This is a genomic window from Paludisphaera borealis, from assembly GCF_001956985.1.
Taxonomy (GTDB): Bacteria; Planctomycetota; Planctomycetia; order Isosphaerales; family Isosphaeraceae; genus Paludisphaera; species Paludisphaera borealis.
In genome coordinates, this window is record NZ_CP019082.1 from 2,494,405 (window position 1) to 2,521,344 (window position 26,940).

A 26,940-nucleotide genomic window follows, 5' to 3' on the forward strand; every position below is an offset into this window, starting at 1 on the left:
AGTGAACCGAGGCTCAGGCACGGTTCACAATCCGCGAGGGGTTTGCTAGTCTCGACGAACGAGCCTAAGGATGCAGCCAGATCGTCGCCCTAAGCAACGCAGCAGCCGGGCTGAAACCGGCGACTGAAACCAGAGCCGAAAACCAAATGGATTCCAAGTCCTTTTGGTCCATCACGCAGAAAGCGACCCGTCCCGCGCCAACGGGCTGAGTCGCTTTCGTAGTCGATCGAGAGGAGCTGCCCACCGAAGCAAATCAGCGATATGCCCCGCTCCAAGCCGACGTCTGTAGCGACGGCCTGGCGAAAGACAGCCCCTTGGCACGGGCTCCGCACCCAGCACGCGTAAATGCTGGAAAGCAGAAAGAGCGCTCAACAATGGATTTTACCGCGCATGTGGGCGACTATCAAGCCCAACCTAAGAAAATTCTGATAGATAGTTGCCCCTGCTGCGATGCACTCGCGATCGAACAGGTCAGTTGCCGCGAAGGCCGCTTGCTTCAGTGCCACGAATGCCCCGCCGCATTCCATCCCACCCCAAACCCGGCCGACGCGACGATGCGGACGGTCATCTGGATTTTGCCCAACAACTCCCTGATCAGCACGGCGACCACGGCCGGGCTGGATGCTCGCCCCCACGGCGAGCACGGCGACGTTTCCGGCAAGCACGTCGCGATCGTTCATCCCCACAACTGTAAAGCCTCGTTTGATGCTGTTTTCGAGGCGAGAGCCGCCGTCGGCGGCGGCGCGGTCGAGGTCCGCGTTGTCGAGAGTTCGGCGAAGTTCGCCGCGAGGGAGCTGGGCGCGCTGTTCCTCGAATGGCTCGACTCACCGATCTATCCGGCCGTCTCGGTGGAAGGGACGGTGTCGCTATGAGCTTTCGTCTCGATCCCGTCGCTGAAGTCGTCGCTGCACTGGAAGCCGGGGGGTACAACCCCCGGCCATCCGGCCCTGATCAATGGTCGTCGCGATGCCCGGTGCATCAGGGCGGCAAGGCGAACCTGGTTGTCTCCCGTGGGAGCGACGGAAGGGTTCTGACCCACTGCTTCCACAGCGATGGTTGCGGCTTCCGCGACGTTCTCGCCGCCTTGAACATCTCGCCTGCACGTCCCACCTCCAACGGCATCCCGAGCACGACCACCACGATGAGCATGAACCCCGTCGCCAAGAAGGCCAAGACGATTCACGCCACCGCCGATCGAGCCATCCGAGCGGCTAAGTGGACCTGCAAGGCCGAAGGCGACGCGGACTGGAATCCCGATACCGTTCAGGTTGTCGGCCGGTGGCCGTACCACGACGCGAACGGAAACGTGCTCTTGATCGTCGTCCGATTCCAACTGGCCGACGGAAGCAAAAGCTACTCGCAGGTCCATCCGGTCGAAGGCGGCTGGAACGTGGGCATGCCGCCGGGACCGCGTCCGATCTACAGGGTGCCCGAGGCCATGAACGCGGATCGGGTCTACTTCGTCGAAGGCGAAAAGGCGGCCGACGCGGTGGTCGGGCTGGGCCTGGTCGCCACGACGACGCCCGGTGGTGCCACGGTCGCTCGCAAGGCGGATTTGTCCCCGCTTCGCGGTCGACACGTCGCAATCTTGCCCGACAACGATGTTCCGGGACGCGAGTACGCCGCGAAGCTTGTCGAGCTGCTGGCGAAGGTAGGCGCCGCGTCGGTCAAGGCGGTCGAGCTGCCCGGCTTGCCCGAGAAGGGCGACATCTGCGATTGGCTGGTAGCCGCCAACGCGGAAGGCAAAACCAAGGAATGGTGCCGATGCGAACTGGAGCGGCTGGCCGTTCATCCCGTCGAGCCGACTCCGGCTCAGCGGGTCGAAGAAGCCCGCCGCGAGATCGTCGAGGATAATAGCGAGATCGAGGACGACCCGACTATGGACGACATCCTCGCTATCGATCGCGGCAATGAAGGCCGACCGTCGATCGAGATCACGTGCGAGCAAACCGAGGTCAATGACCAAGCCATCGCGGCTCTCGCCAGAGACCCCAACGTCTTCACAATCGGCGGCAAGATCGCGGTCGTCGCCAAAATGCCCCCGCCGCGCGGCGTCAAGGATTCCCCGGACGGCTTCAAGCGGATCTGCATCCTCGATCTGCCGGCCCTGGAAGAGCGGATGAGCGCGTCGGCTTACTGGCACACGAGTCGAATCGACAAGAAGGGCGAAGTCCACCAGTCTCAAGAGCTGCCCCCTGGGTGGTCGGTCAAGCAAGTGTTCTCAAGACCGCACAAGGCGGGCATCCCCCAGGTCGAAGGGATGGTTGAGACCCCGGTTCTCCGGCCCGACGGCTCGATTCACGAGACGCCGGGATACGATCCGGCGACCTGGACGTTCTTCAGCCCCAATGCCGAATTCCTCCCGGTCCCTGACGCGCCGACGCGGGAAGACGCGATCAGGGCCAAGGATGTACTCCTGGAATTGGTCACCGACTTCCCGTTCAAAGATGACGCCAACAGGGCCGTCTGGCTGGCGGCGGCACTGACTCCGATCGCTCGGCCCGCGATCACCGAGGCTTGCCCGGCGTTCGTCTTCGACGCACCAGAGGCGGGAACAGGCAAGTCGAAGTTGTGCGACCTGATCTCGATCATCGCCAGCGGAACCGAGATGCCCCGATCCCCGTGGCCGGGCGGGCGCGACGTTGATGACGAGGTCCGCAAGACATTGACCGCTATCGCGATCAGCGGCGACCGATTTACGCTCTGGGACAACGTGCCAGAGGGCTGCAAGTTCGGCTGTGCGTCGCTGGACAACGCGGTCACCTCGATAACCTACAAGGCCAGGGTTCTCGGCAGCAGCAAGCTGACGGACGCGTTGCCGTGGCGAACCATCACGTACGCCACCGGGAACAACATGACGCTCGGAAACGACACGGTGCGTCGTACGCTGATCAGCCGTATCGAGGCCGACGTCGAGCGCCCATGCGACCGCGAAGGCTTCGTGTTCCCCAGACTGATCGCCCACGCCAAGGCGAACCGGGCCAAGTACGTTCAGGCCGCACTGACGATTCTTAAGGCTCACGCCGTCGCCGGGCGACCGCAACTCGCCAAGGAACTCGGCAGCTTCGAGGAATGGAGCACCGTCGTCGCGTCGGCCGTCGCCTGGGTTATGGGCGTCGATCCGATCAGCGTCCAGAAGGCCGGGGCCAGTCGTGCACCAGCTACCTCCAACCGCAAGATCCTGTTCGACGGACTGCTTGAGGTCAACGCGGACGTCCAAGAGTTCACGGCGGCCGACATGCTGACCAAGGCCGAGCAACTCAAGACCGTCGGACGACCCGAAGACGGGCCGATGTATCCCAGCCTTTACGAGTTCGTCGAAGAGTTCCTCGATCTCCCTTCCAGGTCGACCGCCAAGCGGAAACTCTTCGCCGCACTGGAAAAGAACGAAGGCAAGGTTGTCGGCGGTCACAAACTGGTCCTGCGGGAAGGACGAGCCCACAGCAAACTATGGCGACTCACAGAGGTTAAAGATGGCAAGACCAGGCCGGAAGAGCCCTCTGACGAAAGTCAGATGGTGAGCATGGTGAATATGGTGACCTCCTCCCGGCGTTCTATCGTGCGCGAGAATTCTTCCCCTGTATTTTCCTATGGGCCAGCGGGGGGAGAAGCTCACCATGCTCACCATGCTCACCACTTGACACCTGTAGGACGTTCAGCCCCCACTTGCGGCGATCAAGCCCAACCTTTCCAGCAAGCTACCGCTCTTCCCCTGTCTCTCAATGCTTCCGGTCTACCTTACGACCCGAATGACTGGACGACCTTCGGCTAAGTCGGCTGCTTCCATCGGCGGCGTGGGGCTCAGCCTGCGCCGCCGCCTTCACTACAACGGAGACCTCACCAATGGGCCGCCACTTGAACCAGCACGTCAAACAGAAACAAAAGGCGATCGATGTACTAGCCGGACGCAACCCCAAGCGACGACGCGACCGCGAGCGATACGAGTCTTGCCCGGTCCCGTTCGTCCACGCACCGAAGCCCAAGCCCAGCAAGCTGCGACCCGGTCAGGCCGACTGCACCTAGTCGAAGTGCAATGAGTGCACAATGCATGCACCTAAAGCTCCTAGGGGGGCCTAAAAAGTGCATGCATGTAGGTGGCCAAGACCGCTCGTGGTGCCTTGCACATTTTCGAGCCGATTGCGGACCCGTAATCCTGCCTATTCCCATTAGTTTAGTCTAGTAGGAGATCCAGCAATGGCTTCCAGCGACCAGTTTGAGATCGATGTCACGGCCGAGATCATCAACGCTGAGCTGCTTCGAACCGGGATCGAGTCGCTTCGGCGCATCCAAAAACGGGTAGAGAGGGAGGCCCGGGATCTAGCCGTTGAGATGAGCATCTTCGCCGGCGGCGAGTCCGATTTCGTAGTCGTCCTGGACGGCCCTTTCGAGGCCGAGGTGGAACTCTTCTCCAACGATTCGCCCCGGACCTGGCTGAAGATCATCCGGTCCGTGATCGAAGGCTACCGCGAGTCGCTGGACGATGACGAGATCGGCGACGACGGCATCGGGTTCATCGTGCCAGGCCCTTCGGACAACTGACTCCCGCACGCTAGGGCGACCTAGGAACGATCGCGGAGCGGGACGGCTGCCCCCTATCCACCTTGCTCCACGATCGTTCCTTGAGGCCCGTGGCACGCCTTATAGGCGTTCTCGCTAGATCACGTCTTCACGCCAGCGAATGACTCGGCCGACTTCCGCCAGTTCATCGAGTCCCAGAGGCCCGACGGCTGCCAGACGCCGCTTCATGTGCTTCGGCATATGGTTTCGGGTACGCCCGTAGCCGACACGATTGAGGGGCTACTAAGGGGATCGCCTGGTGGAGTCCAGCACAATAACCGAGATGAATCAGGGCGTTACCACAACCGGAACAATGTGACGGTTGTGGATGATCCCGATCCCGACATCATTCCTCTTCCCGACAATCCGCCAAAACCAAAGCCAAAACGGATTCGTGATTACTCCCGCGAATCGCGACAAGGCAATTCGGTTGGCTACACGCTGCGGCGCCTGGAGAGGGAGGCACCTGAGTTGCTTCCGTTGGTTTGTCGAAGGTCTCTCCCGTCGCACATCCCCTCTGAGTCCTTCGGCCCGCCCAGGCGCCCCCGCGACCCGAATAATTCATCGTAGTTGGACACTTCGAGCAATTCGCAAATAAATTTTAACTCGTTGCCATAAATAGACATGCAAGCGTGAAGTCGCTAGCACGTCTTCATTTGCAGCGAGTTCGTACCCCTATATATAGGAGACCCATCGAAATGGCATCGTGGATTCGCAAGTCGGCTCAACTATCGGAACACCTCGGTCGCGACGACGGCGAACAGGTCGATGCCGACACGCTGGAAGAACTCAGCGCGGAGTTCATCTTCCCAGAGGAAGTCCTAGCCGCCGCCCGACAGAGGTTCATGGACGACCTGTTCCTTGCCGGGGCGTCGTATCGACAGCTAGAGGCTTGGTTCGGGATCGAGAAATCCACCGTCCACTGGCGGTACAAGCACCTGCCCCCGACGCCCGTCGATGAAACCGGCGATCGCTACATGCGACGGCTTGCCGAGGTGGTTCAGTCGAGACCGCGAACGTTCCACCAACTCGTCGCCGCGATGCAGGACAAGGCCGGGACGACGGGTCAATCAGCCGAGATCCTGAAGATGTTGGGCGCCCGCCCCAGATCGGCTGCGACCGCACTCGGGGCGCCACGGAAGTCCCAAGCCAAGGCGAAGGCCGCGTCATGAACGGCAAAAACATCTGGGCGGGATTCCACCGAATGGACTGGCCTGAAGGATCGATCGAGCTTGAGCGATTCGCCCTACTCGAATGCCACGCGAAGCCCCTCTCTGTTCAGTCTTGCCGAGATACGCACGGTTGCAGAGCGTGCCTTGGATGGGGTGAGAGTCGCGGTTCTCGATGCGAGCAATGCCAAGGGACCGGAGTCGGCCCAATCAGTGGCCGCGACTTCTGCCCTTGCTGCGAGCGAAGCAGCGACCGAATCGAATCAGACCCCCGACTGACGATCAAGCCCGGCGAACTGCCGCGACGTGAACCCGAGCCGAGTCCGGCTCCGGTAACGAAGCCGGTTCTGGAGACGAAGGCCGGCACCAGGAAACGCGGTCGCCCCAAGGGATCGAAGAACCGACCCAAGTTGCAACCTGCCTGAATCACATCGAAGCCCCTCTCTGGGAGCCGGCGCGTCAAAGGAATGGCGCGTCGGCTCACTCTACTGTCCCGATCCCAGCGAGACCCCAGCGATGACTGCCGTTCAAGGACCCGAAGTCGTGCTCGGCAAGATCTTCAAGAAATGGGAAGCCGTCTATCCGGCGCTCGAAGTCGAGCATGGGTACAACGACGGCATCCTCACCATCACGGTCAAAGACGCCTACGGAAACGACCTCGCCAAGACGCGTGTCACAAACGATTTCCTATTCCCAGCAAGTGGCGAACGACTTGAGTTCCTGGCCCGGCACGTGCCGAAAACGGTCGGAGCGATCCTGTAACCACCCCGCCTGCCGATCACGTCTCGCCTCAAATCCAACCACCAATACACCATCGCTGGGTCGGCCGGCGCGTCGGGACTTAACCTCTCGGCGCGTCGGCTCACGTCTCGAAGCACTCTCCCGGTGTCGCCCGGCACGGCAGGGCCGCAAGGCCGTAAACAAACTGCCGCGTCCGGGTGTTTTCTCGCCGACGGAAGGACGACCTCCATGTGGACGACCATCGCCCGGCTTGCGTTCGCCGTGCTCGTCGCCGCCGTTCAGAAGATCCCGCCCGAGCAATGGCAGACGCTCGGCGCGATCGTCGTCGCGTGGCTCCAGACGATCCAAGACAAGCTCCCCGCCGGTCACCCGATGATCGCGGTGGTGAGCGCGTACAAGGCACCACGAAGCAAGCTGGCCCGCTTCCGTCCCGACGACGACGAGTAATTGTCCGTTTCATTCCGCCCGCGCCGTCAGTCGGCAGTCAGGGAAGCCATCATGCGATTCATGGAACATGTCAGCGCGGGGCAAGCCCTGTTCGTGTCGGCCATCACGGGCGGCCCGAGTCTGGTTTATGCCTCGGTTCAAGAGGACTTCGCGCCGGTCGCCGCTGGCGCCGCCGTGGGTTTCTTGGCGTTCCTGTTGACGATCTGGCGTAGCTCCGGCGACAGCCGTTTCGAGACCGTGCTTCGCCGGCTCGACAAGGCGGAGAAGGAAGCCGACGACTATCGCAACGAGTCGACCGACGCGAAGTCCAAGGTCGCCGAATTGCTCGTCGAACTGGCCGCCGCGAACGCTCGACTGAAGCTGAACGACGATGCCTGACATCCCGTACTTCACCGGCCGACCCGACGGCCGCATTCCGCAGCACAAGCCGCCCCCGCCTCGGACGGAGTCGGCCGAAGGGCGGAAGGCTCGAAAGAAGATCTATAACAGCGCCGCATGGAAGAAGTGCCGAGCACTGGCGTTAAGGCGTCAGCCGTTGTGCCCGGAGTGCCTGAAGAATGGCGTCCACTCGCCCAGCGTGGAAGTCCATCACGTCAAAGACCTGGCCGAAGGCGGCGACCAGTACAGCCTCGATAACCTTCAGCCGCTCTGCAAGATGCACCACGGCACCGTCACCCGCTGGCGAATGTATCAAGGGAAGCACGACGATGGCCAAACGCGGCCGACGACCTGACCCGCCCGAACTACGGATCGCGAAGCAGAACGCCGGCAAGACCTACGGCCCGTTCGCCACGATCCGCGAAGCCGGCGAGCCGGACAAGCCCGAGACCATATCGTCCGATCCGTACGCCAGCGAGATATGGGATCGGTTGGTCGCCATGCTGACCGATCGCAAGATCCTCTCGCCCGCCGATCAAGGAATCATGGTCGCGTACTGCTCGGCTTACTCTACTGTCGTACGTTGCCGCAAACTTCTCCAACCCAAGGTCGACCCCAAGACCGGCGCGATTCACGATCCCTTCGTCGTGTTCAACGAGATCACCGGCGCGACCAAGGCCAACGGTTTGCTCGGCACGCTCTCGGGCGCCGAAAGGTCGCTCGCGTCGTTCGCGTCGTCACTCGGCCTGACTCCCGTCGATCGCGGTCGTGCTGCCGTGATTGAAGACCTGGAACAGCGTGACGAACTTGAGGACATCCTGGCTGGTTGAACATGCCGCTCACAATCGAGAACTTCAACCCGATCGTCACGCCCTCGGATCGCGAAGCCCTCAAGCTTGGGTTCCGGTTCGACCGCGAGAAGGCCAATCGCCCGGTCAAGTTCATCGAACGGATCTGCAAACAGTCGATGGGCGAGTTCAGCGGCAAGCCTCTCTTGCTTCTCGATTGGCAGAAGCAAGCCTTATGGCGAGCATTCGGATGGGTTGACGCCGACGGCTATCGAAGGCATCGCGAGCTGTTCATCTTCGTGCCCAAAAAGAACGGCAAGACCGAGCTTGTCAGTGCGTTGAGCCTTTACTTATTGATGGGAGAGGATGAAGCGGTCCCCAAGATCGCCCTCGCGGCCGTCGACAAGAAGCAAGCGGGCGCGATGTGGGAAGAAGCCGATCGGATGATCAAGGCTTCGCCCTTCCTGGAAGCCCGGCTGAACAGCGTCGAGTTCCACAAGAGGATCAGATACGCGAAGAACCAGGGCGAGATCCTGACCCATTCCAGCGACGTGGACTCCAAGGAAGGCGGTTCACTGTCGGCCGTTCTGATCGACGAGCTTCACCTCTGGACGAAGTACAGGCGGAAGGCCTGGAACGTCTACGCAGGCTCCGGCGCCGCGAGGCGACAGCCGCTCAAGGTCGTCATCTCGACGGCGGGCAACGACCGCGAATCGGTCATGTGGGAGCAACTGTGCCGAGCAAGGAAGATCGAGTCGGGCGAGTTGATCGACCCCTACATGTGCGCGGTTCTATTCGGGCCGAACGACGGCGAGGAAGTCGACCCGCACAGCAAAGAAACCTGGTTCCGCTTCAACCCCAGCCTCGGCCACACCATGTCTCTGACCGGGTTCCAGGCCGACTACGAAGCCGCCAAGAGCACGCCTTCGGACTTCGCCGACTGGAAGCAACGCCGCCTGAACGTCTGGACGACGAAGACGAACCGATTCATCGACATCGAGACATGGAATCGGTGCGAGTCGCCGAGGACGCCGGAAGCGATTCAGGAGTCGGCCGAGCTTTCCTTCGCAGGCACGGACTTGAGCGATCTGCGGGACATGACCGCCGTCTCGATCATCACCGGGTCCGTCCCGACGGGTTTCGATATCAAGATTCGCGCGTGGATGACTCGGGTCGAAGCGGAAAGGAAGCAGGCTCAGTACGGCATCCCCCTGATGCTTTGGGTCGAGCAAGGCTTCCTTGAGTTGTGCCCCGGGCCTCGCATCGACCTGGACATGGTCAGAGACGCCATCGAAGAGGAATTCGAGCGCCATCGGTTCTCAAGTCTGTTCGTCGACCCGTGGAATGCCCGCGAGATGAACTTGGCCCTGCAAGCCAAGGGCGTTCCCGTCACGGAGATCCGCCAGGGCATGCAGAGCCTTTCGCAGCCGACGAAGGAACTGGACCGCCTGATCGCCGAAGGCAAGTGGCGGCACGGCGGCAACCCGCTCTACACGTGGACGGCGTCGAACTGCGAAGTCGAGCGGGACAAGAACAACAACTTCATGCTCAGGAAGCCATCCGGCTACGAAAAGATCGACCCGATGGCGGCGTCGGTCAACGCCCTTGCAGCCGCGATAGCGAACGCAGGCGTCAAGCCCAAGCAAATCATCACGGTCGCCCCCAAAATCTACTGGTCCTAATTCATGCCGATCTTCGATCGAATCAAGGGAGCGGCGGCGTCGTTCGCCAAGCGGGCCTCCGCGCCTCTGGCTCCGGCTTCGTGGGGGTTCACTGGAAGCCTGCTCCAGACGTTCAGCCGAACGCTGCAAGGCACGAACACCACCGGGGTCCGGGTCGACGCCCGTGCAGCCCTCTCGCTCCCGGCGGCGTTCGCGGCGGTCAACGTCGTGGCGACCGACCTGGCGAGCCTGCCTCTTCACCTCGTTCAAGTCATGGACGACGGATCAGAGCGCAAGGCCAAGGAACACAGAGCCTACTCCACGTTCATGCGGAGCCCCGACGGCGGCGGCACGACGCCCATGCGGTTCCGCCAGGCGATCCTCTCACACTGTCTGCTCTACGGTAACGGGTACGCGGAGATCGTCCAGGCGGTGGACGGCAGCAGGACGTACCTGTACCTGCTCGACCCCGAGACGACGCTTCCCAACGTCGGCACCGACGGCTTGATCCAATACCGCGTCAACGGCAAGTTGGTCGACCGCGAGCGGATCTTGCACATCGCGGGGCTGGGTTTCAACGGGCTGGAAGGCTACGGCATCCCCCGCGTCGCGGCGCAGGCGTTCGGCCTTGGCCTTGCGGCCGAACAGTGGGGCGGCAGCTTTTTGGGGAAGGGGGCGGGAAACTCCGGCTTCATCAAGACGCCGAACGAGCTATCCCCCGAAGCCGCTTCCGAGCTGCTCGACGCCTTCAACTCGCGGAACGCCGGATCGGGCAACGCCGGCCGGGTCGGCATCCTCCCCCCCGGCTACGATTTCGAGTCGACGTCCGTCAACCCCGCCGAAGCGCAACTGACCGATCTTCGTAAGTTCCAGGTCCTCGAAATGGCTCGGCTGTTCCGCGTGCCACCCCACAAGCTCGGCGACTACTCCAACGCTTCCTACTCATCGATTGAAGCGAGCAACTTGGAATACGTGCAGACGACGCTGTTGCCGTGGGCCGAACAAGCAGAGCAGGCCTATGCGCTTCGCCTGCTGACAGAGGAAGAGCAAGCCGCCGGCTATCAATTCAAACACGACTTCCGGGCCTACTTGCGAGCCGACGCGATGGGCCGGGCCAACATGTACAAGACCCTGTTCTCGACCGGCTCGATGAGCCCGAACGAGATCCGCGCCGCCGAAGGCATGGGACCGCGCGAGGACGGCGACCAGTACTACGTGATGCTCAACATGGGCAGCAACAACGATCCCAACGCCAATCCCACGGAGCCGCCCAAGTGAGCTTCAAATATCGACGCCGGGTCGCCGAAAGCCCCGGATTGCAGACGCGGGCCGAGGGCGATTCCCAACCCCGCAAACTGACCGGCCATGCGGCTGTGTTCGGTGAGTGGTACGTTATCTGTGAATCGCCGACGATGGTGATCCGCGAGGTTATCCGGCCTGGCGCCTTCAGTAACGCGATCAACGAAAAACAGGATGTCCGCTGCCTCGTGGACCACTGCCCGTCTCAGATTCTCGGCCGAACCCGCGCCGGAACCCTGACGCTGTCCGAGGACGCGCAGGGGCTTTTCTTTGAATGCACGCCGCCCGATACGCAGGTGGCCCGCGACGTGACGACCAACATCGACGCCGGCAACGTTTCCCAGTGCTCGTTCGCATTCGTCCCCCGCGACGGCGGCGAGACGGTCACCCAGCGAACCGAGAACGGCGTGACCACGGTCGAGTACGAGGTGACCGACGTCGACCTGTACGACGTCAGCGTCGTCACTTATCCGGCCTACGAATCGACAGACGTCGAAGTCCGCTCGAAAGAGCTGGCCAAGTACGTCAAGGACGAGTGGCTGAAGCAGCGCCGCAACGAACTGGACCGCCTCGCCGCCGTCGCCGCCAAGTAACGACTCCCGTCCGCCGATCGACACGCCCGCCTCATCGACCGCACGCCGGTCAATCCCGCCTCCACATCTGCTCCCCTTCCGCCTCTTCACATCCCAGTGAGTCACAAGATGAATCTGACCGAAATGCGCACTCGCGCCAACGCCGCTCTTGCGCGCGCCCGTGATCTGGAGAGCCGGATCGCTTCGGCCGACGAGCCGACCGCCGAAGATCGCGCCTCCCTTGATACCGCCATCGCCGAAGCCACCGGCCTATTCAACCAGGTCCAGGAAGACGAAGCCCGCTCGGCCCGCGTCCGCGAGCTTCAGGCCCGCGCCAGCGCCCCCGGCGAGCGAGTCGGCCAGCCGTTGCTTCCCCATAACGACCGGTCCAATACGCGGGGCGATGCGCACCAGTACAGCCTCCTGCGTGCCATTCGCGGCGAACTGGCGATGCGTGAGGGACACGGCTCCTTCGACGGCATCGAGCGGGAAACCCACGACACGCTGGCCTCGCTTCGGGGCAAGGCTCCGACCGGCATTCTCATTCCGTGGGACGCTCCCCTTAACCAGCGGGTCGGCCTCTCCGGCGTTCAGTACCGGGCCGACCTGACCACCTCCACCGGCGCGGGCGCGATCCCGACCCTGGTCCGTCCGACGCTCACGGACCTGTTGCGTGCCCGCCTGGTTCTGGCCAGCATGGGCGCCACGGTCATCAGCGACATGACGCAACCCTTCGCCTTGCCCAAGGTCACTGCCGGTCTCGCCGGCGGCTGGGTGTCGACCGAAGGCACGAACGTCGCGGCCTCGGCTCCGACGATCGGTCAGGTTCCGTTCGGCTACAAGATGGTCGAAGCGACCACGAAGCTGAGCCGCCAGTTCATCGCCGGGTCCAGCCTGGACGGCGAACGCCTGATCGCGGATCAGCTCGTCAAGACGGTTGCCAACATCGTGGAGAACGGGGCGATCAACGGCTCCGGTTCCAGCGGCCAGCCGAAGGGGCTGTTCACCTACACGTCAGGCGACGGCATCGGGACCCTCGCCCTCGGCGCCAACGGCGCCGCGATCACGTGGGCTCAGTTGACGGGCATGACCGGAACGGTCGACACCGCGAACGCCCCCGGCGACGCGAGGGCGTGGCTCATCAACCCCACGACCACGGCGTTTTTCCAGTCGACCCCGAAGGTTGCGGGTTACCCGACCTTCATGCTCGACAGCAACAACACCATCAACGGCTACGGCTACGGGTCGACCAGCCTGGTCTCCAGCACCATCACCAAGGGCACCAGCACCAGCATCCTGTCGGCCCTGGCCTTCGGGTCGTGGTCGGAACTGGTCATCGCCCTGTTCTCGGGCTTGGATTTGTTCATCGATCCCTACTCGGCTCAGCCGCACGTCCGCGTGACCGTAGCGCAGGACGTTGACGTCAACTTCCTCCACCTGGCGTCGTTCGTCACCTGCCAGGATCTCAAGACCTCTTGATGATCCGACGGTTCCAAGGTCGAGCCGGGGGCTTGCCAACGCAGGCCCTCGGCCATTTCAAGAGGATCGCCCCGTGCATCTCCGCTTTCTGAGAACCGTCATGAACGGCCGGGCCGTCATGTACGAAGCCGGCCAGATCGCCGACGTCGTCGGTCCCGCCGCGAACGAATTCATCCGCCTCGGCATGGCCGTCGATCACGCCGAACCCGCCGTCCGCGAAGCCGTCGCCGTCGCGCCGAACCAAGCCCGAAAAGCCGCCTGTCGCGTGAGATGATCCATGAAAATCGCCATCGTCACGCCCCCCGCGATCGAACCCGTTACGTTGGCGGAAGCGAAGCTTCACGCCCGCATCTACGGGGATCTAACGGACGACGACGCCCTCGTCACGTCCCTGATCGTCGCGGCCCGCGAGAAGCTGGAAGCGATGACGTCGAGGTCGTTCATCTCGCGGACGCTCACAGCGACGTTCGACGGATTTCCGTCGTGTGCGTCCGGCGTGCTTCGCCTGCCCTATCCGCCGCTTCAGTCGGTCGCGTCGATCACGTACGCCGACGAATCCGGAGCGGCGCAGACGCTCGACCCCTCGGTCTACACCGTGTCCGATGGAACGCCCGGCCTCGTGATGCTGGCCAACGGCAAGAGCTGGCCCGCCGCCGCGAAGCAGATCGCCAGCGTCAAGGTCCAGTTCGTCGCGGGATACGGCGCGACCGCCGACGACGTACCTGAAGTCGCGAAGCTGATAATTCGCATACTCGTGGCGAGCTGGTTCGATCGCAGGGAAGCCACCATCTCAGGAACCATAATCGCCGATGTGCCCTGGACCGTCGCCGCCCTAGCCGACGCACTTCGCTGGGGAGCCTACGCAAGATGATCGACCCTGGCCAGCGACGCACCAGGCTCACCTACCAAGAGCCGACCTACACGATCGACAGCGTCGGTCAACAGATCGAGACGTGGGCCGATGTGATCGCGAGCGTCCCGGCTCGGCTCAGCCCGCTCAACGCCAAAGAGACGTACTGGGCTCGCCAGATTCACAGCGAAACGACCCACGAGGCCAACATCCGCTTTCATTCCGGCGTCAAACCCACCGGGCGGTTCAAGGTCGCGGGAACGGACCGGATCTTGAACATCGTCGGCATCGTCGACGACGAGAACAGGCACATCGAGTTGACCATTCAAGTCGTCGAACAGAACCCAAGCGAGAACGCATGAGCATCACATTCACGAGAGCCACGTCGATAAGCAGCTCGTCCGGCGGCCCCACGCTCTCGGGGAACGTGGCGGACGTCGGGTCATCCGCGATCACAATCGACCAGAGCTTCGGAGCGTCGATCGTCAACCAGGCGTTGCCGCTCACGCTGACGGTCGCGAATCTTCAAAGCCTGTTCCTGGTCTCCGATCGAGGCTGCACGATCAAGACCAACGGCACGGCGACGAACGAAGTCCAGACCATCACGGTCACTGGAACGCCCACCGGCGGCTCGTTCGCCCTGTCGTTCAAGGGGGCGGTCACGACGCCCGTCGCCTACAACGGATCGGCGTCGGACGTCCAGACGGCGCTCCAGGCCCTTTCGACGATCGGCGCGGGGAACGTGACTTGCACCGGCGGCCCCTTCCCCGGAGCGTCCGTAGCCTGCACGTTCGCCGGGACGTTGGCCGCGACGAACACCCCCCAGATCACGGCCGGCGGCGGCTTGACGGGCGGTACGTCTCCCGTGGCGACCGTCACGACGACCACGGCCGGCAAGCCTTCGGACGTCATCGTCCTTCAGCCGGGCATCCCGCTCGCTTGGAGTTTGTCCGGCTCGATCAACCCATCGCCGTTCACCGTCGACGTGACGACCCTGTACGTCTCGACCACGGTCGCATGCAGGCTTCGCGGCCTGTTCCTCACCAACTGATCGAGGGGCGGCGCATGACCTTCACCATCGACTCGTCCCACCCCGGCCGAACGCGAATCGTCTTCACGTCGCCATACGACTTCTCGGTCGACCTGCGTTTCGTGGACGACGAAGGGGCTTCAACCTCGCTCGCCGTGGCCGCCAACTTCAAGCCGGACGACGCCGCCTCGCTCACGACGTTCACAAAGAATCTCGACCCGACCAAGCTCGCGACGTTCGTCGATCAGGTCGCCGAATTCATGATCTCGCAAGCCGCCTCGCTGAACAACGGGAGCTGACGTCTTGGACCTGAACCCACTGCGGATAACGCCCCTGCCCGGAGCTGTTTCCATCCCGTTCGTCGAGGACTTCCTCATCGAAGTCTGCTTCCGCGACTCCGCCACCGGAGCGGTCGTCTTGGACTGCACTGGCGAGCATGGCGTCAAGGTCTCCGAGCTTCTTGCCTCTCTTCCCACGGAAGTCCTTGCGGCGTTCGTGAACGAGACGGCTGTAAAAATGGTCATGGTCGCAAAAGGACTGACGTAAATCATGGCGAACGTCTATGTTTCCTCGTCTCGCGGTTCGGACGCGAATCCTGGGACCGCGACGAGCCCGCTCCTTACGATCGGCAAGGCGATCGGGGGCACTCCCGTCGCGGCGGCCGGCGACACGGTCTACATCGAGCCGGGGATCTACCGCGAAGTCGTCACGCTCGGCGTTTCGCCGTCGTCCGGCAGCCCGCTCACGATCATCGGCGACGGAACGGGGGCGAATTTCGCGGCTGCCGGCGGCCCCGGAATAACGGGAACCGTAGACTGGCGGGGCTGGACCGACGATGCGACCCCGATCACCACGTCGGCCTGCTTGTTCGCCAACAACAAGTCGTTTTTTACGCTTCAGGGCGTCAAGATGATCGGCTCCCACGGCGGCAACGCGTCATGCCTTGATCTGAACGGCGCGTGGTCGGACGTCGCGATCCTCGATTGCATCTTCCTTGGGTCGATCGTCAAGCCCTACATCCTCTGGGCCGGCCGAACGCCTGGTTCCGCGATGAATTTCACGGTCAAGCGGTGCGACTTCCTGACCGGCCAGGGCTACTGCATCGACGTCCGCGTCGGCCTTTACAGCTCAGAGTACAACGTCAACGTGCTGGTCCAGAATTGCCGGTTTCTGGGGGGCACGGGAGGCGTCCGCGTCGCCAACGCCGCCGGCACGGGATCGTACTTCGCGACCGGCGTGACGGTCCAAAGCTGCTCGTTCTTCCTGACCAACACCCCCTTCAGCGTCACCGCGCCGGCCGGCGTCAATCTGGCCGCGCCGTGCGTCATCAGCGGCTGTTACATCAACCAGGCCGTCACAGGGCTGTCGGGCGGCAACACGACCCATATCGCAGAAGACTACAACATTGTTTACGCGACGACGCCTCGGGCCTCCGTGAACATCGGCGCGCATTCGACCACGAACGCCGCCCCCGCGTTCAATCTGGACGACGGCCGGATCTCAGGGGGGATTCCAAGACCCTTCGGCGAGCCGATGACGACGAGTCCGCTGCTTGCTTTCGGCTACGGAGCGGCTCCGGCCGACGACCTCTACGGCCAGACTCGCCCCGGCGCACCGTCGAACGGCGCGCTCGAACGAGATGTGTTCCCGAGCGGGTCCATCAACATTTACCAAATCGAGGCGTGACGCATGGCCACGGACAATGTCGAGTTATCTGCTGGCTCAGGCGGCGCCACGCTGCGAACGCTGGCCGGCGCGGACGGCACGGAGTGGCCGGCTTCGGTCGTGGCCTACGCGACGACGGTCAGCCCTGGGGCGAACGTTCTTCAGCCAGTGACGCCCGCCAACCCATTGCCGGTGTCGGCCACGCTGGTCGGCACGCTGGTCGTCGATGCGATCGTGGGCAGCGTCCAGGTCGTTCAGAGCACGCCGGCCGACCTCCAATGCACGGCGAGCATCGCGTCGGGCCAGACGCTCGACAACGTGACGACCGTCGGGACAATCACGAATCCGGTCGCCGTCACGCAAAGCGGCTCGTGGACGAGCACGGCGACTCAGTCGACCGCGTCCGCTCTGCTCTGCACGGCCAGCCAGGGCGGATCGTGGACGGTCGCGGCCACGCAGTCGGGAACGTGGACGGCGAACCAAGGCGGATCATGGACGGTCGCCGCGACCCAGAGCGGAACGTGGAACGTCGGCGTCACGGGCTCAGTCACGGTCGCTCAGTCGACGCCCGGCAACCTGTTGGCTACGGTCAGCATCGCCTCGGCTCAAACGCTCGCGAACGTCACCACGGTCGGAACCATCACCAACCCGGTGACGGTTGCTCAAGCCACGGCGGCCAATCTGAACGCGACCGTCTCGATTGCGGCGGCCCAGACGCTCGCCACGGTCACGACGGTAGGCACGGTCAACACCCTCACGTCGATCACGAACGCGGTCACGGTGACGCAGCCGACCGCCGCGAACCTGAAGTGCACCGCCAATATCGCAACGGGCCAGACGCTCGACACGGTCACCAACGTGACGACGGTCGGCGCAGTGACGAGCGTCACCAACCCCGTCACCGTGGCCCAGCCGACCGCCGCCAACCTCAACGCCACGGCCACGCTGGCGGCCGGAACCAACCTGATCGGCAAGACGTCGGCGTCGGCCGAGACCAGCACGGTCTACAACGGCGCCACGGCCTTGACGCCGCTGTTCGCCCGGTTCCTGACGAGCACGTCCGGCAAGACCACGATCGTCGCGGCGGCCGGATCGGGAAAGCAGATCCGCGTGCTTCGGTACTCGCTGTCGTCCTTCGGGGACGTGACGGCCACCCTCTGGTCGGGCACCTCGGCGGCCATCTCGGGTTCCAAGTATTTGACCAAGTTCGCGGCGGCCGGCGGCGCCTACTGCCCCGTGGGCGTCTGCCAAACCGCCGCGAACGAAGCCCTGACGGTGGACCTGTCGGCGGCCGTCGCCACGTCCGGCGAAGTCACCTACGTCGTCGTGGGGTAACGCATGAGCTTCCTTTACTGGCTGTCGAATCTTGGCATGGGGGCCGGGGGAACCATAACCCCGACTGGTCCTCCGACGCTCCGCGAGGCCGTCCGCGCCAGGCTGGCCGAGACCACGGCGTTGGCTTCGTTGGTCGGGTCTCGGATCTCGTTCAACGCCTTGCCCCAAAAGAAGGACGCCGGAGCCACGTTCCCGGCGGTCACGTTCTACCTGGCCAGCCGCTCGTACGACCGCAATCTCGGCGGACCGAACGGCGTCAGCACCGCGAGCGTCCGCATCTCGTGTTGGTCGAAGTCCGAGCTGGAAGCCGCCGCGATGGCCCAGATCGTCCGGTCGCGATTCGACGGCTTCTCCGGCTGGATGGGGGCGGTCGATGTGATGGGGGCGTTTTTGGAAGACGAGTCCGACCTCCCCGAGTACCCGCGCCAGGGCACCGACTCCTACACGTATCAAGTCGTTCTCACGTTCAACATCGTCCATCGGGTCACCACCCCCGCCTACGTTTGAGGAAGCACAATGCCTGAATATCTGGCGCAGAATACCGTCCTGGGAGTCGACAAGCTCGGCACCGGCGTCACCTGGACCCCGATCAGCTACGCTGAGTCGTTCGACGGCCCGAGCAACACCGTCGGCTCGGTCGAGAAGACCAAGCTGTCGAGCCAGACCAAGGAATACCGTCCGGGTTTGCCGGACCCCGGCGAGCTGTCATTCAGCCTCCAATACGACCCGGCCGACACGGAGGCCGTCTACCTGCGCGGCTTGCTCTCCGCCCCCGCGATCAAGTCGTGGCGACTGACCTATCCCACGCTTCCCAAGGCGACTTTCGACACGTTCGACGGCTTCCTCACCGCGTTCTCTCCGGGCGGCGGCAAGGCCGACGAGATCATCACCGCCAAGGTCACCATCAAGCTGACCGGCTTGATCGTCACCACCACGGCGCCCTGATCGGCCTTCCTCATCGCACGTCGTTCCGGCTCCGATCCTTCATCCATTCGAGATTCAATATGATTACGCGAGAAGCGTTTTTCGCACTTCGGCCCGAGGTCAAGGAAGTCCAGGTCCCCGCCTTGGGCGACGCGGTCTACGTCAAGCAATTGACGGTCGGCGAGATGAACCGCTTGCACATCGAGTCTTCCAAGGAAGGCGGCTTGAACTTCTCGATGTACTTGATCGTCACGTCCGTATGCGACGCGGACGGGGTCCGGGTCTTCAACGACGACGACGTCGATCGGGTTTCGGGGCTGCCCACTCAGGTGTTCACGGACGTGCTCAAGGCGGCCGTCGCGGTCAACAAGCTGTCCGAAGACGACGTCAAGGATCTGGAAAAAAACTAGCCGAGGACGCGGACAGAAGGTTCCTGTTCCGGCTCGCCGCCCGCCTCGGCCAGCCGGTCGCCTGCCTGGAACGGACCATGCCCGCGTCCGAATTCATCGAGTGGAAGCTGCTCTCCCGCATGGAGTGCTGGCCCGACGCCCATTTCGACGCGGCGTTGATCTGTTCCGCTGTCGCCAACTTCGTGGGCGGAAACAAAACCACCGCCGACGACTTCTATCCCGAGCCCGCCAAGCGTGGTGCGGAGCCGTCCGGCCGCCGCCCGACCGCTGAGGAGTCGGCCGGAATCCTCGGTCGTCGATTCCAGGAGAACAACGAAGCGGCGCTCAAGCGGATCGCCGCGATGGGGAGGCGGATATGAAGATCAGCGTGAGCGGCGACAAGGATGTGATCAACGCCCTGAAAAGCCTGGGATCGAAGGTGGAGAAGAAGGTGTTGCGTCAGGCGATGCGGGCCGGAATGCGACCCATGCTGGCGGCTGCGAAAGCGGACGCGCCGGAAGACACCGGCCATCTCAAAAGCAGCCTGGTGATTCGTGCGGCCAAGACGAAGAAGCGTGGCGCGATCGCCCTGGAAGTGCGGCCCGATGAGAAGAAGTACCCGCCGGGCGATTATTACCCGGCGCAGGTGGAGTACGGCACCAGCGACACCCTGCCGAATCCCTTCATGGCCGATGCGTTCGCGTCCACGGGCGAAACCGCCAAGTCGATCGCACTCGGCATGATCGCCGCCGGCATCGACGCCATCGTCAAGCAAGGAGGTTGAGTTGTCTCTTATCGGCAGCATCGCCCTGCGTATGTCCGCCGACCCCGGCCCGCTCAAACGGGATCTGAACCAGGGGGCCGCCGCAGTCCAGTCGTTCAGCTCGCAAGTCTCGAAGACGTCGAGCCTGGTCAAAGGTGCGTTCGTCGCCGCGATCGGCGGGGCCGGCGCCATGGCGATCGGCAAGATGATCTCGTCGGCCAGCGACCTTCAGCAGAACGTCGGCAAGATCGGCGACATTTTCGGCCCACAGGCCAAGTCGGTCGAGGCCGACGCCCGCGAAATGGCCGATTCGTACGGCGTGGCGCTGAACAGCATGCTCGACGGTGCCGGCAAGCTCGGCGGCCTTTTCAAAGGCGCCAAATTCGACTCTCAGGCGACGGCCGACCTGTCGAAGCAGTTCAACAGGCTCACCCTCGATGCGTCGCGCTTCTACAACGTCGACTATGAGACGGCGTTTCAGAAGATCCGCTCGGGTCTCGCCGGCGAAGCAGAGCCGCTCCGCGACTTCGGCGTCTTCCTCACGGCCGACAAAATCAAGGCGCAGGCGCTCGCGATGGGGTTGGCCGATCTCAACGGCGAGCTGTCCGATACGGCCAAGATCACCGCAACCGCCTCGATCATCTCCAACGGATTGGCCGACGCCCAAGGCAACGCGGCCAAGACGGCGGGCGACACGGCCTCGCGAATGGAGGAGTTCAAGGGGCGGGTCGATAACCTCATGACCACGCTGGGCGAGGGGTTGGCGCCGATCGCCGGAAAGGTCCTCGGCGGAATCAACACGGCCCTCGCCGCCATGACGACGATGTGGAGCCAGAACAAAGATTCGGTGCTGGGCTTCGGCAAAACCGTCCTGGATACGGTCGGGTTCTCGGGCGAAGGCGTCAACGTGTTCCAGGTCGCCATCGGCGGGCTGGCTACGGTCTGGCAGTCGGTCGTGCTCGCGTTTAAAGCGTCCCAGATGACGTTTCAGGAGGTCTTCACGGTCCTCTTCGACGGCGTCGCCGAGGTCGTCAAGGTCTGGGACGGCGCCTCCGAGGCGATCCTGGGAACCTCGACGGGCATCGGCGAACGGCTCGGAGAAATGGCCGCGTCGATGAAGGACACGCTCGCCGAGGCCCGCAAGGATTTCGCCGCCGAAATGGCCAAGCCGTGGGCCTGGAACGTGGTGGGCGATCAATTCCAGGCCGCCCGCGACAAGCTCAAGGGGCTTCAGGACGCCGCCGCGAAGGTCCCGGACGCCGTGGCGGCGCTCGCGGGCAAGGGCGCGACGGTCGGCGACGCCGCCACGAAGTCCAAGGGCAAGGCCCACGACCCGTTCGGCGCGGCGCTCAAGCTGGGCACGGTCGAAGCCGCTTCGACCGTGCTGCGCAGCCGAAGCGGCGCCGATGCGTCCAAGGACGCCACTGCGAAGAACACGCTCGACACGGCCGCCGCCGCGAAAGAGGCGGTCACGGTTCAGAAGCAGATCCTTAAAGCTCTCACGCCCGGCTCCCCCTTGAAGCTGACCGGCATCTGAAACAGGACCCATCATGGCTATCACCGTCGACGAAACGAAGCAGTCCAGCGAGATGGGCTGGACGACCGAGGGGGGACGCACGTACGACCTTCAAGTCCGGGTCGTCACCGACGATCCCACCATCGGGGCCAGGGCGGCCGTCCGCGCCGTCAACGTGGATATCGGTTCGACGTATCGATTCCCCCTGGCCGCCCCGACGGAAACGGACTACGGCGCCGTTCTCGCGGGCGTCTCGACCACCAGGGACGAAGACGGACGAGGGTATCTCGTGACCTTGCGGTACGGCCCCTTCAGCCCGCTCGACATGGCGGGGAACGACACCAACGGCTCTCTGATCGTGAATCCCTTGCTGGTTCCGCCGGGACTCAAATGGACTCACGAGACCTTTGAGATCGCCTGTATTTACGACCGCAACGGAGTGAAGATCACCAATGTGATCGGCGATCCGTTCGACCCGGTCCTGACCCGCCCCTACAGCCTCCCCGTCGCCAACATCACGCGGACGCTGGCCAGCTTCGATCCCAACTGGATAACAGCGTTCAAGGATCACATCAACGCATCCGATTGGATGGGCTTCCCGGCCGGCACGATCCTGTGCCGGGAGATTACGGCCGACCGAGCCTATTACTCCGACTGGGGTTGGGCCTGGGATCAAACGCTCGCACTGGCGTTCAAGCCGATCATCACGAGCACCGACGGCACGGTCATCGAGAACGGCTGGGCCGAAGTGGTCCTCAACGCGGGGCTGCGTCAGAAGGTGGGTGGCGTGGTCAAGCAAGTGATGATCGACGGCTCGCCCGCGTCCGCCCCCGTGCCGCTCACGAGCAAGGGGCAGTACGACCCGACTGGCGATCAGGGCTTCTTGTCCTTCGACGTCTACCCCACGGCCGACTTCGACCTCTTCGGCCTGCCGCCCGACCTCTTCTCCGCGACGACCCCGTCGAGCCCCCTGGGAGGGAGTTGATGAGACCGATTGGAATCTCGCCCGCGCAGGGCAAGCGGATCGTCAAGGCCGTCAGGGGGATCGAGCGAAGCTACAATCCCGACCAGCGGCAGCGAACGCCCGTGGCCCTCTGGAACCCCGGCGTCGTTCGGGCGGTCGTCACGACGGCCATTCCGACGGGCACGTTCTCCACCCCGAGCACGTCCGGCGCCGCTCAGATCTATCACAAGGACGCGAGCGGGGTATGGGCGGCTTCCGGCGATCCCGTCGTCGTCAATAACCAGTACGTGCTGACCGCATCCGTCGCCGTCTCGAAGTCGTGCCACCTTTCGTGGTGCGACGGCGACTGGTGGCTTATCGCCATGGACTGTCCCTGATGCCTGGAATCGGATTGAACCCCAGCGGGTGCTGTTGTGCGCCGCCGGTGCCGTGCGCCTGCGCCGTCGGGCCGAGCGGGGCTCCCACGACGCTCCACGCCACGTTTACAGGTACGGGACGCACGCCGATCACGTATGTCCTGACATGGATTTCCGACTGCACCTGGACGGCGCCATGTGCGAACTATCCGTTCTTCGGTTCGGTGGACTTGATTCTGAAATTGCCGCCACTGCCTAGCGGCGTGTTTTTCCAAGGCAGGGCGAACCTCGTGCCCTGCGCTGGTTCAACCGGCGGCGGCTGCGTGATCGACGGCAGCGACCCGGCCGACGCCGCGAAGATCCTCGTCTTCAATTGCAACCCCTTCCATCTCGAAATCAGAATCGTGTCGTGCTTCTTCGGGCTCTACTACGACAAGGTGACGATAACGGCATGACTGACGCCGACCTTGAAACCGTCGTCGCCCGCACCGGCCACGAGCGATACCGATGGCTGACGTCAGACGCCAACACGGACGTCTGGCAACGCGACCAGTACCGGGCTCTCGTGGTCCAGCTCGCGACCGGCCAACCGCCCGAGCCCGCCGCGTATCCGCCCTTGGCGACGATGATCGGCAACGCCCTGACGGCCGGAGTCGCCTTCATCAAGTCGGGATGCTCCACCGTGGATCAGGTCGAGTTCGACCGACGGCATTCCATCTGCGAGGGCTGCGAGCACTTCGACGCGGCTCAGGATCGTTGTCGATCTTGCGGTTGCATGACGAACCTCAAGCTCTGGATGGCGAGCGAGCATTGTCCTCTTCCCGAACCGAAGTGGTGATCCTCACGCCCGCGTGTGAGAGGCAAAAGCGATCCTGTTCGCTTCAAGCTTGCGATCGATTCATCCCCCGGCCTTGAGCCGGGGTTTTTTCATGGGCTGACCGAAGCATCGAGTTGACGGCGTCGAAGTCATGATCTAGGTTTAAAAAAGAGATCGACTGGCTCTAGTAGGCTGGGGTCGAACAAGCAAGGCCGCCGGCACCGCGCTCTACGGTGTCGGCGGTTTTTTTCGTGCGCCGAGGTTGTCGTGGACCAGCTTCAGGATGGAGGTCCGTGTCGACTCGTCCAGCTTTGGCCATGCATCCGCGATCTCGGCAAGGTCGACGTCGTTTTCACTCTGACGTGTGTCGGTGGGCAAATGGTGGGCAAAGGCCTCCTGAGAAAGACGTAAGTCCTTTTTGGGGAATACTTTTGAGGCTTCCTCGCAACGGACTGAAAATCCGTGTGTCGGGAGTTCAACTCTCCCTCTGCCCATTCCCCCCTCATCCCTCTCAGGCCGACGGGATGCGTCAAATCCCGTCTTTTACCTGGTGAGGCCGCCCCCGCCGATCGATCCCCGTCGACCTCCGACTCTTTGCATCCCATTCCGTCCCCTCCGGTGGGCAAATGGCGGACAAAGACTTTGCTTCTAACGTAAGTGGGTTATCCGACAAGTCGCCTGACGCCGGGGACGGCAGCGGGGCTGATGGCGACGGCGGCGGCCCCAGACGAACGGAGGGCAGTGCTGGTTCCAGTAGACCGTCGCCTCCTCGACCGCGCGGCTGACCTCCTCCCAGGTTTTGAAGCGTCGGCCCTTCAACGCCAAGTTCCGCAGCACCTTCCACCACGGCTCGATCAGGTTCAGGTACGCCGCGTACTTCGGTTGGAAGACGAACTCCCAACGCGGACGCGCCAGCGCAAAGAGCAAGACGTCGGTCGCCCGGTGGGCGCTCAGGTCGTCGACGATCGCATAGACGCGCTGCGCGTCCGCCGGAATCCAGGCTTCGACCTGTTCCAGGAAGTCGGCCCAGTTCACGGCGCTGCGGCTCGGGTAGGGACGCGTCAGCGACTCGCCGGTTGCCGGCCGGAAGGCGCCGAAGACGTAGCCTTTGCCGCGACGGCCGTAGTCGATCTCCTGCCGGGCTCGACCGGCGGGGACGCGGCCCTCGTCGTCGGAGCTATAACCGGAAGTTGTGGATGGCGGTTTGATTCAGGCGGCGTACCCTTGGTGAATCGCAAGACCACCAACCGGCCGAAATGGCCGAGGAGTACGCCGCCGTGGAAGAGTCTACAATCCTGCCGCTCGCCGGGCCAACCCCCGGCGCCAAGGACGTTCTGACCGACCTCCTTCGGGCCGGGGCCAGGCGACTGTTGGCCGAGGCCGTCGAGGCCGAGGTCGCCGCCTGGATCGACGCCCACGCCCATCTCAAGGACCAGGCCGGGCGACGCCAGGTCGTCCGCAACGGCCACCTCCCCGAGCGGACCGTCCAGACCGGCCTGGGCGACGTCGAGGTCAAGCAGCCCAGGGTCCACGACCGCCGGCCCGCCGACCGGCGGGTGAGGTTCACCTCGGCGATCCTGCCGCCGTACCTGAAGCGGACCAGGAGCCTGGAGGAGCTGATCCCCTGGCTTTACTTGAAAGGCGTCAGCACCGGCGACTTCTCCGAGGCCCTCGCCGCCCTCCTCGGCCCCGACGCTCCGGGGCTCTCGGCGAACACCGTGACCCGGCTCAAGACGGCCTGGGAAGAGGAGCACGACGCCTGGAGCAAGCGTTCCCTGAAGGGCAAGCGGTACGTCTACGTCTGGGCCGACGGCGTCCACTTCAACATCCGCCTTGAGGAAGGCCGACAGTGCATCCTCGTGCTGATGGGGGCGACCGCCGACGGCCGCAAGGAGCTGATCGCCGTGGCCGACGGCTATCGGGAGAGCGAGCAGTCCTGGAAGGAGTTGCTCCTGGACTGCAAGGCCCGTGGGCTGGAGATCGAGCCCTCTCTGGCCGTCGGCGACGGGGCGTTGGGGTTCTGGAAGGCGGTTCGGCAGGTCTGGCCCACGACCCGAGGGCAGCGGTGCTGGGTGCACAAGACGGCCAACGTGCTCGACAAGCTGCCCAAGGGCGCCCAGCCCAAGGCCAAGTCCGCCCTGCACGGGATCTACGACGCCGAGACCAAGGCCGACGCCGAGACCAAGGCCGACGCCGAGAAGGCGTTCGACCTGTTCGTGAAGACGTACGAGGCGAAGTACCCCAAGGCGACGGAATGCCTGACGAAGGATCGAGAGGCGTTGCTCACGTTCTACGACTTCCCGGCGGAGCACTGGCGTCACATCCGCACCACGAACCCGATCGAATCGACGTTCGCCACGGTGCGGCTGAGGACGGCGAAGACCAAGGGGAGCGGCAGCCGCAAAGCCTGCCTGACGATGGTGTTCAAGCTGATGGAGAGTGCATCAAAGAGTTGGCGATTGTTGAACGGATCGGCACGCCTCCAGGCCGTGATCTCAGGGGCCAAATTCATCGACGGAATCGAGGCCAAGGACGCCGCCTGAATCAATCCCCATCCACAACATTTGACAATAGCTCTCGTCGTCGCCACGAGGCTCGGTGGGGACGGGCTGCCGACTGCGGAAGCCCTTGGCGCTCTCAGGCCCCATCTCGTCGAGGCAGACGACGGCTGAACCCTCCGGCGGCTTGGTGTAGAGGGCTTCGATGATCCCTTGTTTCGGCGAAGGCGGGATCGACCCGCTCGCCGAAACAAGCCTCCTGGCACCGCCACCGCAGCCCCTTCGCCAGGAGGATCTCGTCGATGCGGCTTCGTTTGATCGGGACGCCCTTCCGCTCGTTGAGGTAGGCCTGGAGGCGGTCGAGAGTCCAGCAGCCGAAGGGAAGCCCTCGGCTCTTCGGGTCGGACAACGCCGCGGCGATCACTTCGGCCCGTTGTTCGGCCGTGTAGACGGGCGGCCGTCCGGCCCATGGCTGATCTTCCAGCCCGAGCAGGCCTTGATCGTTGAAACGCCGGATCCAGATGTAGACCGTGGGGCGACAGACGCCCAAATCCCGGGCGACCTGGCCGGGCCGTCGTCCCTCGGCGACGGCCAAGAGGATGCGAGCCCGCTCGACGAAGCGAGCCTGGGCGACGCGCGACGACGCAAGCCGTTTGAGGGCCTGGCGTTCCTCTGGAGTCGGCTCGCGGAGCGTGACTTTGACTCGGGTCACGGGATGCCTCCATTCGCTCGAAGGACACCC

General features: G+C 63.7%; 35 protein-coding genes and 1 tRNA gene. 34 read left to right on the forward strand and 2 right to left on the reverse strand.

The features are described 5' to 3' along the window. The first annotated feature begins 374 nt into the window (after positions 1-374). From BSF38_RS09670 to BSF38_RS31110, 33 genes are all read left to right on the forward strand, one after another. Positions 375-872, forward strand: a complete 498-nt coding sequence (locus tag BSF38_RS09670) for a hypothetical protein (RefSeq protein ID WP_145952047.1) — start codon at positions 375-377, stop codon at positions 870-872. An 818-nt stretch (positions 873-1,690) separates the two neighbouring features. After that, positions 1,691-3,772 (forward strand): hypothetical protein, encoded by a 2,082-nt coding sequence (locus BSF38_RS09675; RefSeq protein WP_145952048.1) that lies wholly within the window; start codon positions 1,691-1,693, stop codon positions 3,770-3,772. Positions 3,773-3,843: 71 nt separating this feature from the next. After that, positions 3,844-4,023 (forward strand): hypothetical protein, encoded by a 180-nt coding sequence (locus tag BSF38_RS09680; protein WP_076345124.1) that lies wholly within the window; start codon positions 3,844-3,846, stop codon positions 4,021-4,023. Between the two features lie 306 nt (positions 4,024-4,329). Further along, positions 4,330-4,539 carry a hypothetical protein gene (locus BSF38_RS31650; RefSeq protein WP_210405698.1) on the forward strand — a complete coding sequence of 70 codons (210 nt, stop codon included), beginning with the start codon at positions 4,330-4,332 and terminating at the stop codon, positions 4,537-4,539. Between the two features lie 716 nt (positions 4,540-5,255). Next, positions 5,256-5,729, forward strand: coding sequence for a hypothetical protein (locus BSF38_RS09690; RefSeq protein WP_076345128.1), 474 nt, complete (start codon positions 5,256-5,258; stop codon positions 5,727-5,729). A gap of 513 nt (positions 5,730-6,242) precedes the next feature. Then, a complete protein-coding gene (locus BSF38_RS09695) occupies positions 6,243-6,488 on the forward strand; it encodes a hypothetical protein (protein ID WP_076345130.1) in 246 nt (81 codons plus the stop codon). Between the two features lie 207 nt (positions 6,489-6,695). Further along, positions 6,696-6,914 carry a hypothetical protein gene (locus tag BSF38_RS09700; protein ID WP_076345132.1) on the forward strand — a complete coding sequence of 73 codons (219 nt, stop codon included), beginning with the start codon at positions 6,696-6,698 and terminating at the stop codon, positions 6,912-6,914. Between the two features lie 51 nt (positions 6,915-6,965). Then, positions 6,966-7,292, forward strand: coding sequence for a hypothetical protein (locus BSF38_RS09705; protein WP_076345134.1), 327 nt, complete (start codon positions 6,966-6,968; stop codon positions 7,290-7,292). Next, positions 7,285-7,647 carry an HNH endonuclease signature motif containing protein gene (locus tag BSF38_RS09710; RefSeq protein ID WP_076345136.1) on the forward strand — a complete coding sequence of 121 codons (363 nt, stop codon included), beginning with the start codon at positions 7,285-7,287 and terminating at the stop codon, positions 7,645-7,647. The genes BSF38_RS09705 and BSF38_RS09710 overlap by 8 nt, the downstream gene beginning before the upstream one ends. Next, positions 7,622-8,122, forward strand: coding sequence for a P27 family phage terminase small subunit (locus tag BSF38_RS09715; RefSeq protein WP_076345138.1), 501 nt, complete (start codon positions 7,622-7,624; stop codon positions 8,120-8,122). The genes BSF38_RS09710 and BSF38_RS09715 overlap by 26 nt, the downstream gene beginning before the upstream one ends. Before the next feature lie 2 nt (positions 8,123-8,124). Continuing rightward, positions 8,125-9,762: a terminase large subunit gene (locus BSF38_RS09720; protein ID WP_076345140.1), complete on the forward strand. Its 1,638-nt coding sequence runs from the start codon at positions 8,125-8,127 to the stop codon at positions 9,760-9,762. Positions 9,763-9,765: 3 nt separating this feature from the next. After that, positions 9,766-11,019, forward strand: coding sequence for a phage portal protein (locus BSF38_RS09725; protein ID WP_076345142.1), 1,254 nt, complete (start codon positions 9,766-9,768; stop codon positions 11,017-11,019). After that, a complete protein-coding gene (locus BSF38_RS09730; RefSeq protein WP_076345144.1) occupies positions 11,016-11,633 on the forward strand; it encodes an HK97 family phage prohead protease in 618 nt (205 codons plus the stop codon). Before BSF38_RS09725 ends, BSF38_RS09730 begins: the two co-directional genes overlap by 4 nt. Before the next feature lie 108 nt (positions 11,634-11,741). Next, the gene (locus BSF38_RS09735) at positions 11,742-13,091 is read left to right on the forward strand and encodes a phage major capsid protein (RefSeq protein WP_076345146.1); all 1,350 of its coding nucleotides are present in this window, start codon (positions 11,742-11,744) and stop codon (positions 13,089-13,091) included. A 73-nt stretch (positions 13,092-13,164) separates the two neighbouring features. Beyond that, positions 13,165-13,365, forward strand: coding sequence for a hypothetical protein (locus BSF38_RS30645; RefSeq protein ID WP_145952049.1), 201 nt, complete (start codon positions 13,165-13,167; stop codon positions 13,363-13,365). A gap of 3 nt (positions 13,366-13,368) precedes the next feature. Further along, positions 13,369-13,962: a head-tail connector protein gene (locus tag BSF38_RS09740; protein WP_076345148.1), complete on the forward strand. Its 594-nt coding sequence runs from the start codon at positions 13,369-13,371 to the stop codon at positions 13,960-13,962. After that, on the forward strand, positions 13,959-14,303 hold the full coding sequence (locus BSF38_RS09745) for a phage head closure protein (RefSeq protein ID WP_076345150.1): 345 nt from the start codon (positions 13,959-13,961) through the stop codon (positions 14,301-14,303). Before BSF38_RS09740 ends, BSF38_RS09745 begins: the two co-directional genes overlap by 4 nt. Next, positions 14,300-14,992 (forward strand): hypothetical protein, encoded by a 693-nt coding sequence (locus BSF38_RS09750; RefSeq protein ID WP_076345152.1) that lies wholly within the window; start codon positions 14,300-14,302, stop codon positions 14,990-14,992. The genes BSF38_RS09745 and BSF38_RS09750 overlap by 4 nt, the downstream gene beginning before the upstream one ends. 14 nt (positions 14,993-15,006) lie before the next feature. After that, positions 15,007-15,270 (forward strand): hypothetical protein, encoded by a 264-nt coding sequence (locus tag BSF38_RS09755; protein WP_076345154.1) that lies wholly within the window; start codon positions 15,007-15,009, stop codon positions 15,268-15,270. 4 nt (positions 15,271-15,274) lie between these two features. Further along, positions 15,275-15,517, forward strand: a complete 243-nt coding sequence (locus tag BSF38_RS09760; RefSeq protein ID WP_076345156.1) for a hypothetical protein — start codon at positions 15,275-15,277, stop codon at positions 15,515-15,517. Positions 15,518-15,520: 3 nt separating this feature from the next. Then, a complete protein-coding gene (locus BSF38_RS09765) occupies positions 15,521-16,657 on the forward strand; it encodes a hypothetical protein (protein ID WP_076345158.1) in 1,137 nt (378 codons plus the stop codon). Positions 16,658-16,660: 3 nt separating this feature from the next. After that, entirely contained in the window at positions 16,661-17,971 is a 1,311-nt protein-coding gene (locus BSF38_RS09770; RefSeq protein ID WP_076345160.1) for a hypothetical protein, read from the forward strand. Positions 17,972-17,974: 3 nt separating this feature from the next. Continuing rightward, positions 17,975-18,478 (forward strand): tail completion protein gp17, encoded by a 504-nt coding sequence (gene gp17 / locus BSF38_RS09775; protein ID WP_076345162.1) that lies wholly within the window; start codon positions 17,975-17,977, stop codon positions 18,476-18,478. Positions 18,479-18,487: 9 nt separating this feature from the next. Next, the gene (locus tag BSF38_RS09780) at positions 18,488-18,916 is read left to right on the forward strand and encodes a phage tail tube protein (protein ID WP_076345164.1); all 429 of its coding nucleotides are present in this window, start codon (positions 18,488-18,490) and stop codon (positions 18,914-18,916) included. A gap of 59 nt (positions 18,917-18,975) precedes the next feature. Continuing rightward, positions 18,976-19,305: a hypothetical protein gene (locus BSF38_RS09785; protein ID WP_076345166.1), complete on the forward strand. Its 330-nt coding sequence runs from the start codon at positions 18,976-18,978 to the stop codon at positions 19,303-19,305. A gap of 77 nt (positions 19,306-19,382) precedes the next feature. Further along, on the forward strand, positions 19,383-19,664 hold the full coding sequence (locus BSF38_RS09790) for a phage tail assembly protein T (RefSeq protein ID WP_076345168.1): 282 nt from the start codon (positions 19,383-19,385) through the stop codon (positions 19,662-19,664). Further along, on the forward strand, positions 19,661-20,068 hold the full coding sequence (locus BSF38_RS09795) for an HK97-gp10 family putative phage morphogenesis protein (protein ID WP_076345170.1): 408 nt from the start codon (positions 19,661-19,663) through the stop codon (positions 20,066-20,068). The genes BSF38_RS09790 and BSF38_RS09795 overlap by 4 nt, the downstream gene beginning before the upstream one ends. Before the next feature lies 1 nt (position 20,069). Continuing rightward, a complete protein-coding gene (locus BSF38_RS09800; RefSeq protein ID WP_145952050.1) occupies positions 20,070-21,584 on the forward strand; it encodes a hypothetical protein in 1,515 nt (504 codons plus the stop codon). Positions 21,585-21,597: 13 nt separating this feature from the next. Next, a complete protein-coding gene (locus BSF38_RS09805) occupies positions 21,598-22,548 on the forward strand; it encodes a hypothetical protein (protein WP_076345174.1) in 951 nt (316 codons plus the stop codon). Next, positions 22,548-22,904 (forward strand): hypothetical protein, encoded by a 357-nt coding sequence (locus BSF38_RS09810; protein WP_076345176.1) that lies wholly within the window; start codon positions 22,548-22,550, stop codon positions 22,902-22,904. Before BSF38_RS09805 ends, BSF38_RS09810 begins: the two co-directional genes overlap by 1 nt. After that, entirely contained in the window at positions 22,904-23,338 is a 435-nt protein-coding gene (locus BSF38_RS30650) for a hypothetical protein (protein ID WP_145952051.1), read from the forward strand. The genes BSF38_RS09810 and BSF38_RS30650 overlap by 1 nt, the downstream gene beginning before the upstream one ends. Further along, positions 23,335-23,721: a hypothetical protein gene (locus BSF38_RS09820; protein ID WP_076345180.1), complete on the forward strand. Its 387-nt coding sequence runs from the start codon at positions 23,335-23,337 to the stop codon at positions 23,719-23,721. Before BSF38_RS30650 ends, BSF38_RS09820 begins: the two co-directional genes overlap by 4 nt. A gap of 351 nt (positions 23,722-24,072) precedes the next feature. Then, positions 24,073-24,194 (forward strand) — tRNA-Phe (locus BSF38_RS31110). 154 nt (positions 24,195-24,348) lie between these two features. Here the strand turns inward: BSF38_RS31110 and BSF38_RS09825 are convergent. Continuing rightward, positions 24,349-24,909 carry a transposase gene (locus tag BSF38_RS09825; protein WP_076345182.1) on the reverse strand — a complete coding sequence of 187 codons (561 nt, stop codon included), beginning with the start codon at positions 24,907-24,909 and terminating at the stop codon, positions 24,349-24,351. Between the two features lie 68 nt (positions 24,910-24,977). Here BSF38_RS09825 and BSF38_RS09830 point away from each other — a divergent pair, with 68 nt between their 5' ends. Then, a complete protein-coding gene (locus tag BSF38_RS09830) occupies positions 24,978-26,243 on the forward strand; it encodes an IS256 family transposase (RefSeq protein WP_076350724.1) in 1,266 nt (421 codons plus the stop codon). Positions 26,244-26,337: 94 nt separating this feature from the next. Here the strand turns inward: BSF38_RS09830 and BSF38_RS09835 are convergent, their stop codons facing one another. Beyond that, entirely contained in the window at positions 26,338-26,910 is a 573-nt protein-coding gene (locus tag BSF38_RS09835) for a helix-turn-helix domain-containing protein (protein ID WP_076345184.1), read from the reverse strand. Positions 26,911-26,940 lie beyond the last annotated feature (30 nt).

Coding starts and splice junctions, on each gene's coding strand:
- BSF38_RS09810 (WP_076345176.1), top strand. CDS start 22,548: ATGAGACCGATTGGAATCTCGCCCGCGCAGGGCAAGCGGATCGTCAAG.
- BSF38_RS09705 (WP_076345134.1), top strand. CDS start 6,966: ATGCGATTCATGGAACATGTCAGCGCGGGGCAAGCCCTGTTCGTGTCG.
- BSF38_RS09720 (WP_076345140.1), top strand. CDS start 8,125: ATGCCGCTCACAATCGAGAACTTCAACCCGATCGTCACGCCCTCGGAT.
- BSF38_RS31650 (WP_210405698.1), top strand. CDS start 4,330: ATGAGCATCTTCGCCGGCGGCGAGTCCGATTTCGTAGTCGTCCTGGAC.
- BSF38_RS09780 (WP_076345164.1), top strand. CDS start 18,488: ATGCCTGAATATCTGGCGCAGAATACCGTCCTGGGAGTCGACAAGCTC.
- BSF38_RS09735 (WP_076345146.1), top strand. CDS start 11,742: ATGAATCTGACCGAAATGCGCACTCGCGCCAACGCCGCTCTTGCGCGC.
- BSF38_RS09805 (WP_076345174.1), top strand. CDS start 21,598: ATGGCTATCACCGTCGACGAAACGAAGCAGTCCAGCGAGATGGGCTGG.
- BSF38_RS09790 (WP_076345168.1), top strand. CDS start 19,383: ATGCCCGCGTCCGAATTCATCGAGTGGAAGCTGCTCTCCCGCATGGAG.
- BSF38_RS09785 (WP_076345166.1), top strand. CDS start 18,976: ATGATTACGCGAGAAGCGTTTTTCGCACTTCGGCCCGAGGTCAAGGAA.
- BSF38_RS09740 (WP_076345148.1), top strand. CDS start 13,369: ATGAAAATCGCCATCGTCACGCCCCCCGCGATCGAACCCGTTACGTTG.
- BSF38_RS09700 (WP_076345132.1), top strand. CDS start 6,696: ATGTGGACGACCATCGCCCGGCTTGCGTTCGCCGTGCTCGTCGCCGCC.
- BSF38_RS30650 (WP_145952051.1), top strand. CDS start 22,904: ATGCCTGGAATCGGATTGAACCCCAGCGGGTGCTGTTGTGCGCCGCCG.
- BSF38_RS09770 (WP_076345160.1), top strand. CDS start 16,661: ATGGCCACGGACAATGTCGAGTTATCTGCTGGCTCAGGCGGCGCCACG.
- BSF38_RS09715 (WP_076345138.1), top strand. CDS start 7,622: ATGGCCAAACGCGGCCGACGACCTGACCCGCCCGAACTACGGATCGCG.
- BSF38_RS09745 (WP_076345150.1), top strand. CDS start 13,959: ATGATCGACCCTGGCCAGCGACGCACCAGGCTCACCTACCAAGAGCCG.
- BSF38_RS09680 (WP_076345124.1), top strand. CDS start 3,844: ATGGGCCGCCACTTGAACCAGCACGTCAAACAGAAACAAAAGGCGATC.
- BSF38_RS09695 (WP_076345130.1), top strand. CDS start 6,243: ATGACTGCCGTTCAAGGACCCGAAGTCGTGCTCGGCAAGATCTTCAAG.
- BSF38_RS09795 (WP_076345170.1), top strand. CDS start 19,661: ATGAAGATCAGCGTGAGCGGCGACAAGGATGTGATCAACGCCCTGAAA.
- BSF38_RS09725 (WP_076345142.1), top strand. CDS start 9,766: ATGCCGATCTTCGATCGAATCAAGGGAGCGGCGGCGTCGTTCGCCAAG.
- BSF38_RS09750 (WP_076345152.1), top strand. CDS start 14,300: ATGAGCATCACATTCACGAGAGCCACGTCGATAAGCAGCTCGTCCGGC.
- BSF38_RS09765 (WP_076345158.1), top strand. CDS start 15,521: ATGGCGAACGTCTATGTTTCCTCGTCTCGCGGTTCGGACGCGAATCCT.
- BSF38_RS09670 (WP_145952047.1), top strand. CDS start 375: ATGGATTTTACCGCGCATGTGGGCGACTATCAAGCCCAACCTAAGAAA.
- BSF38_RS09710 (WP_076345136.1), top strand. CDS start 7,285: ATGCCTGACATCCCGTACTTCACCGGCCGACCCGACGGCCGCATTCCG.
- BSF38_RS09690 (WP_076345128.1), top strand. CDS start 5,256: ATGGCATCGTGGATTCGCAAGTCGGCTCAACTATCGGAACACCTCGGT.
- BSF38_RS09755 (WP_076345154.1), top strand. CDS start 15,007: ATGACCTTCACCATCGACTCGTCCCACCCCGGCCGAACGCGAATCGTC.
- gp17 (WP_076345162.1), top strand. CDS start 17,975: ATGAGCTTCCTTTACTGGCTGTCGAATCTTGGCATGGGGGCCGGGGGA.
- BSF38_RS09820 (WP_076345180.1), top strand. CDS start 23,335: ATGACTGACGCCGACCTTGAAACCGTCGTCGCCCGCACCGGCCACGAG.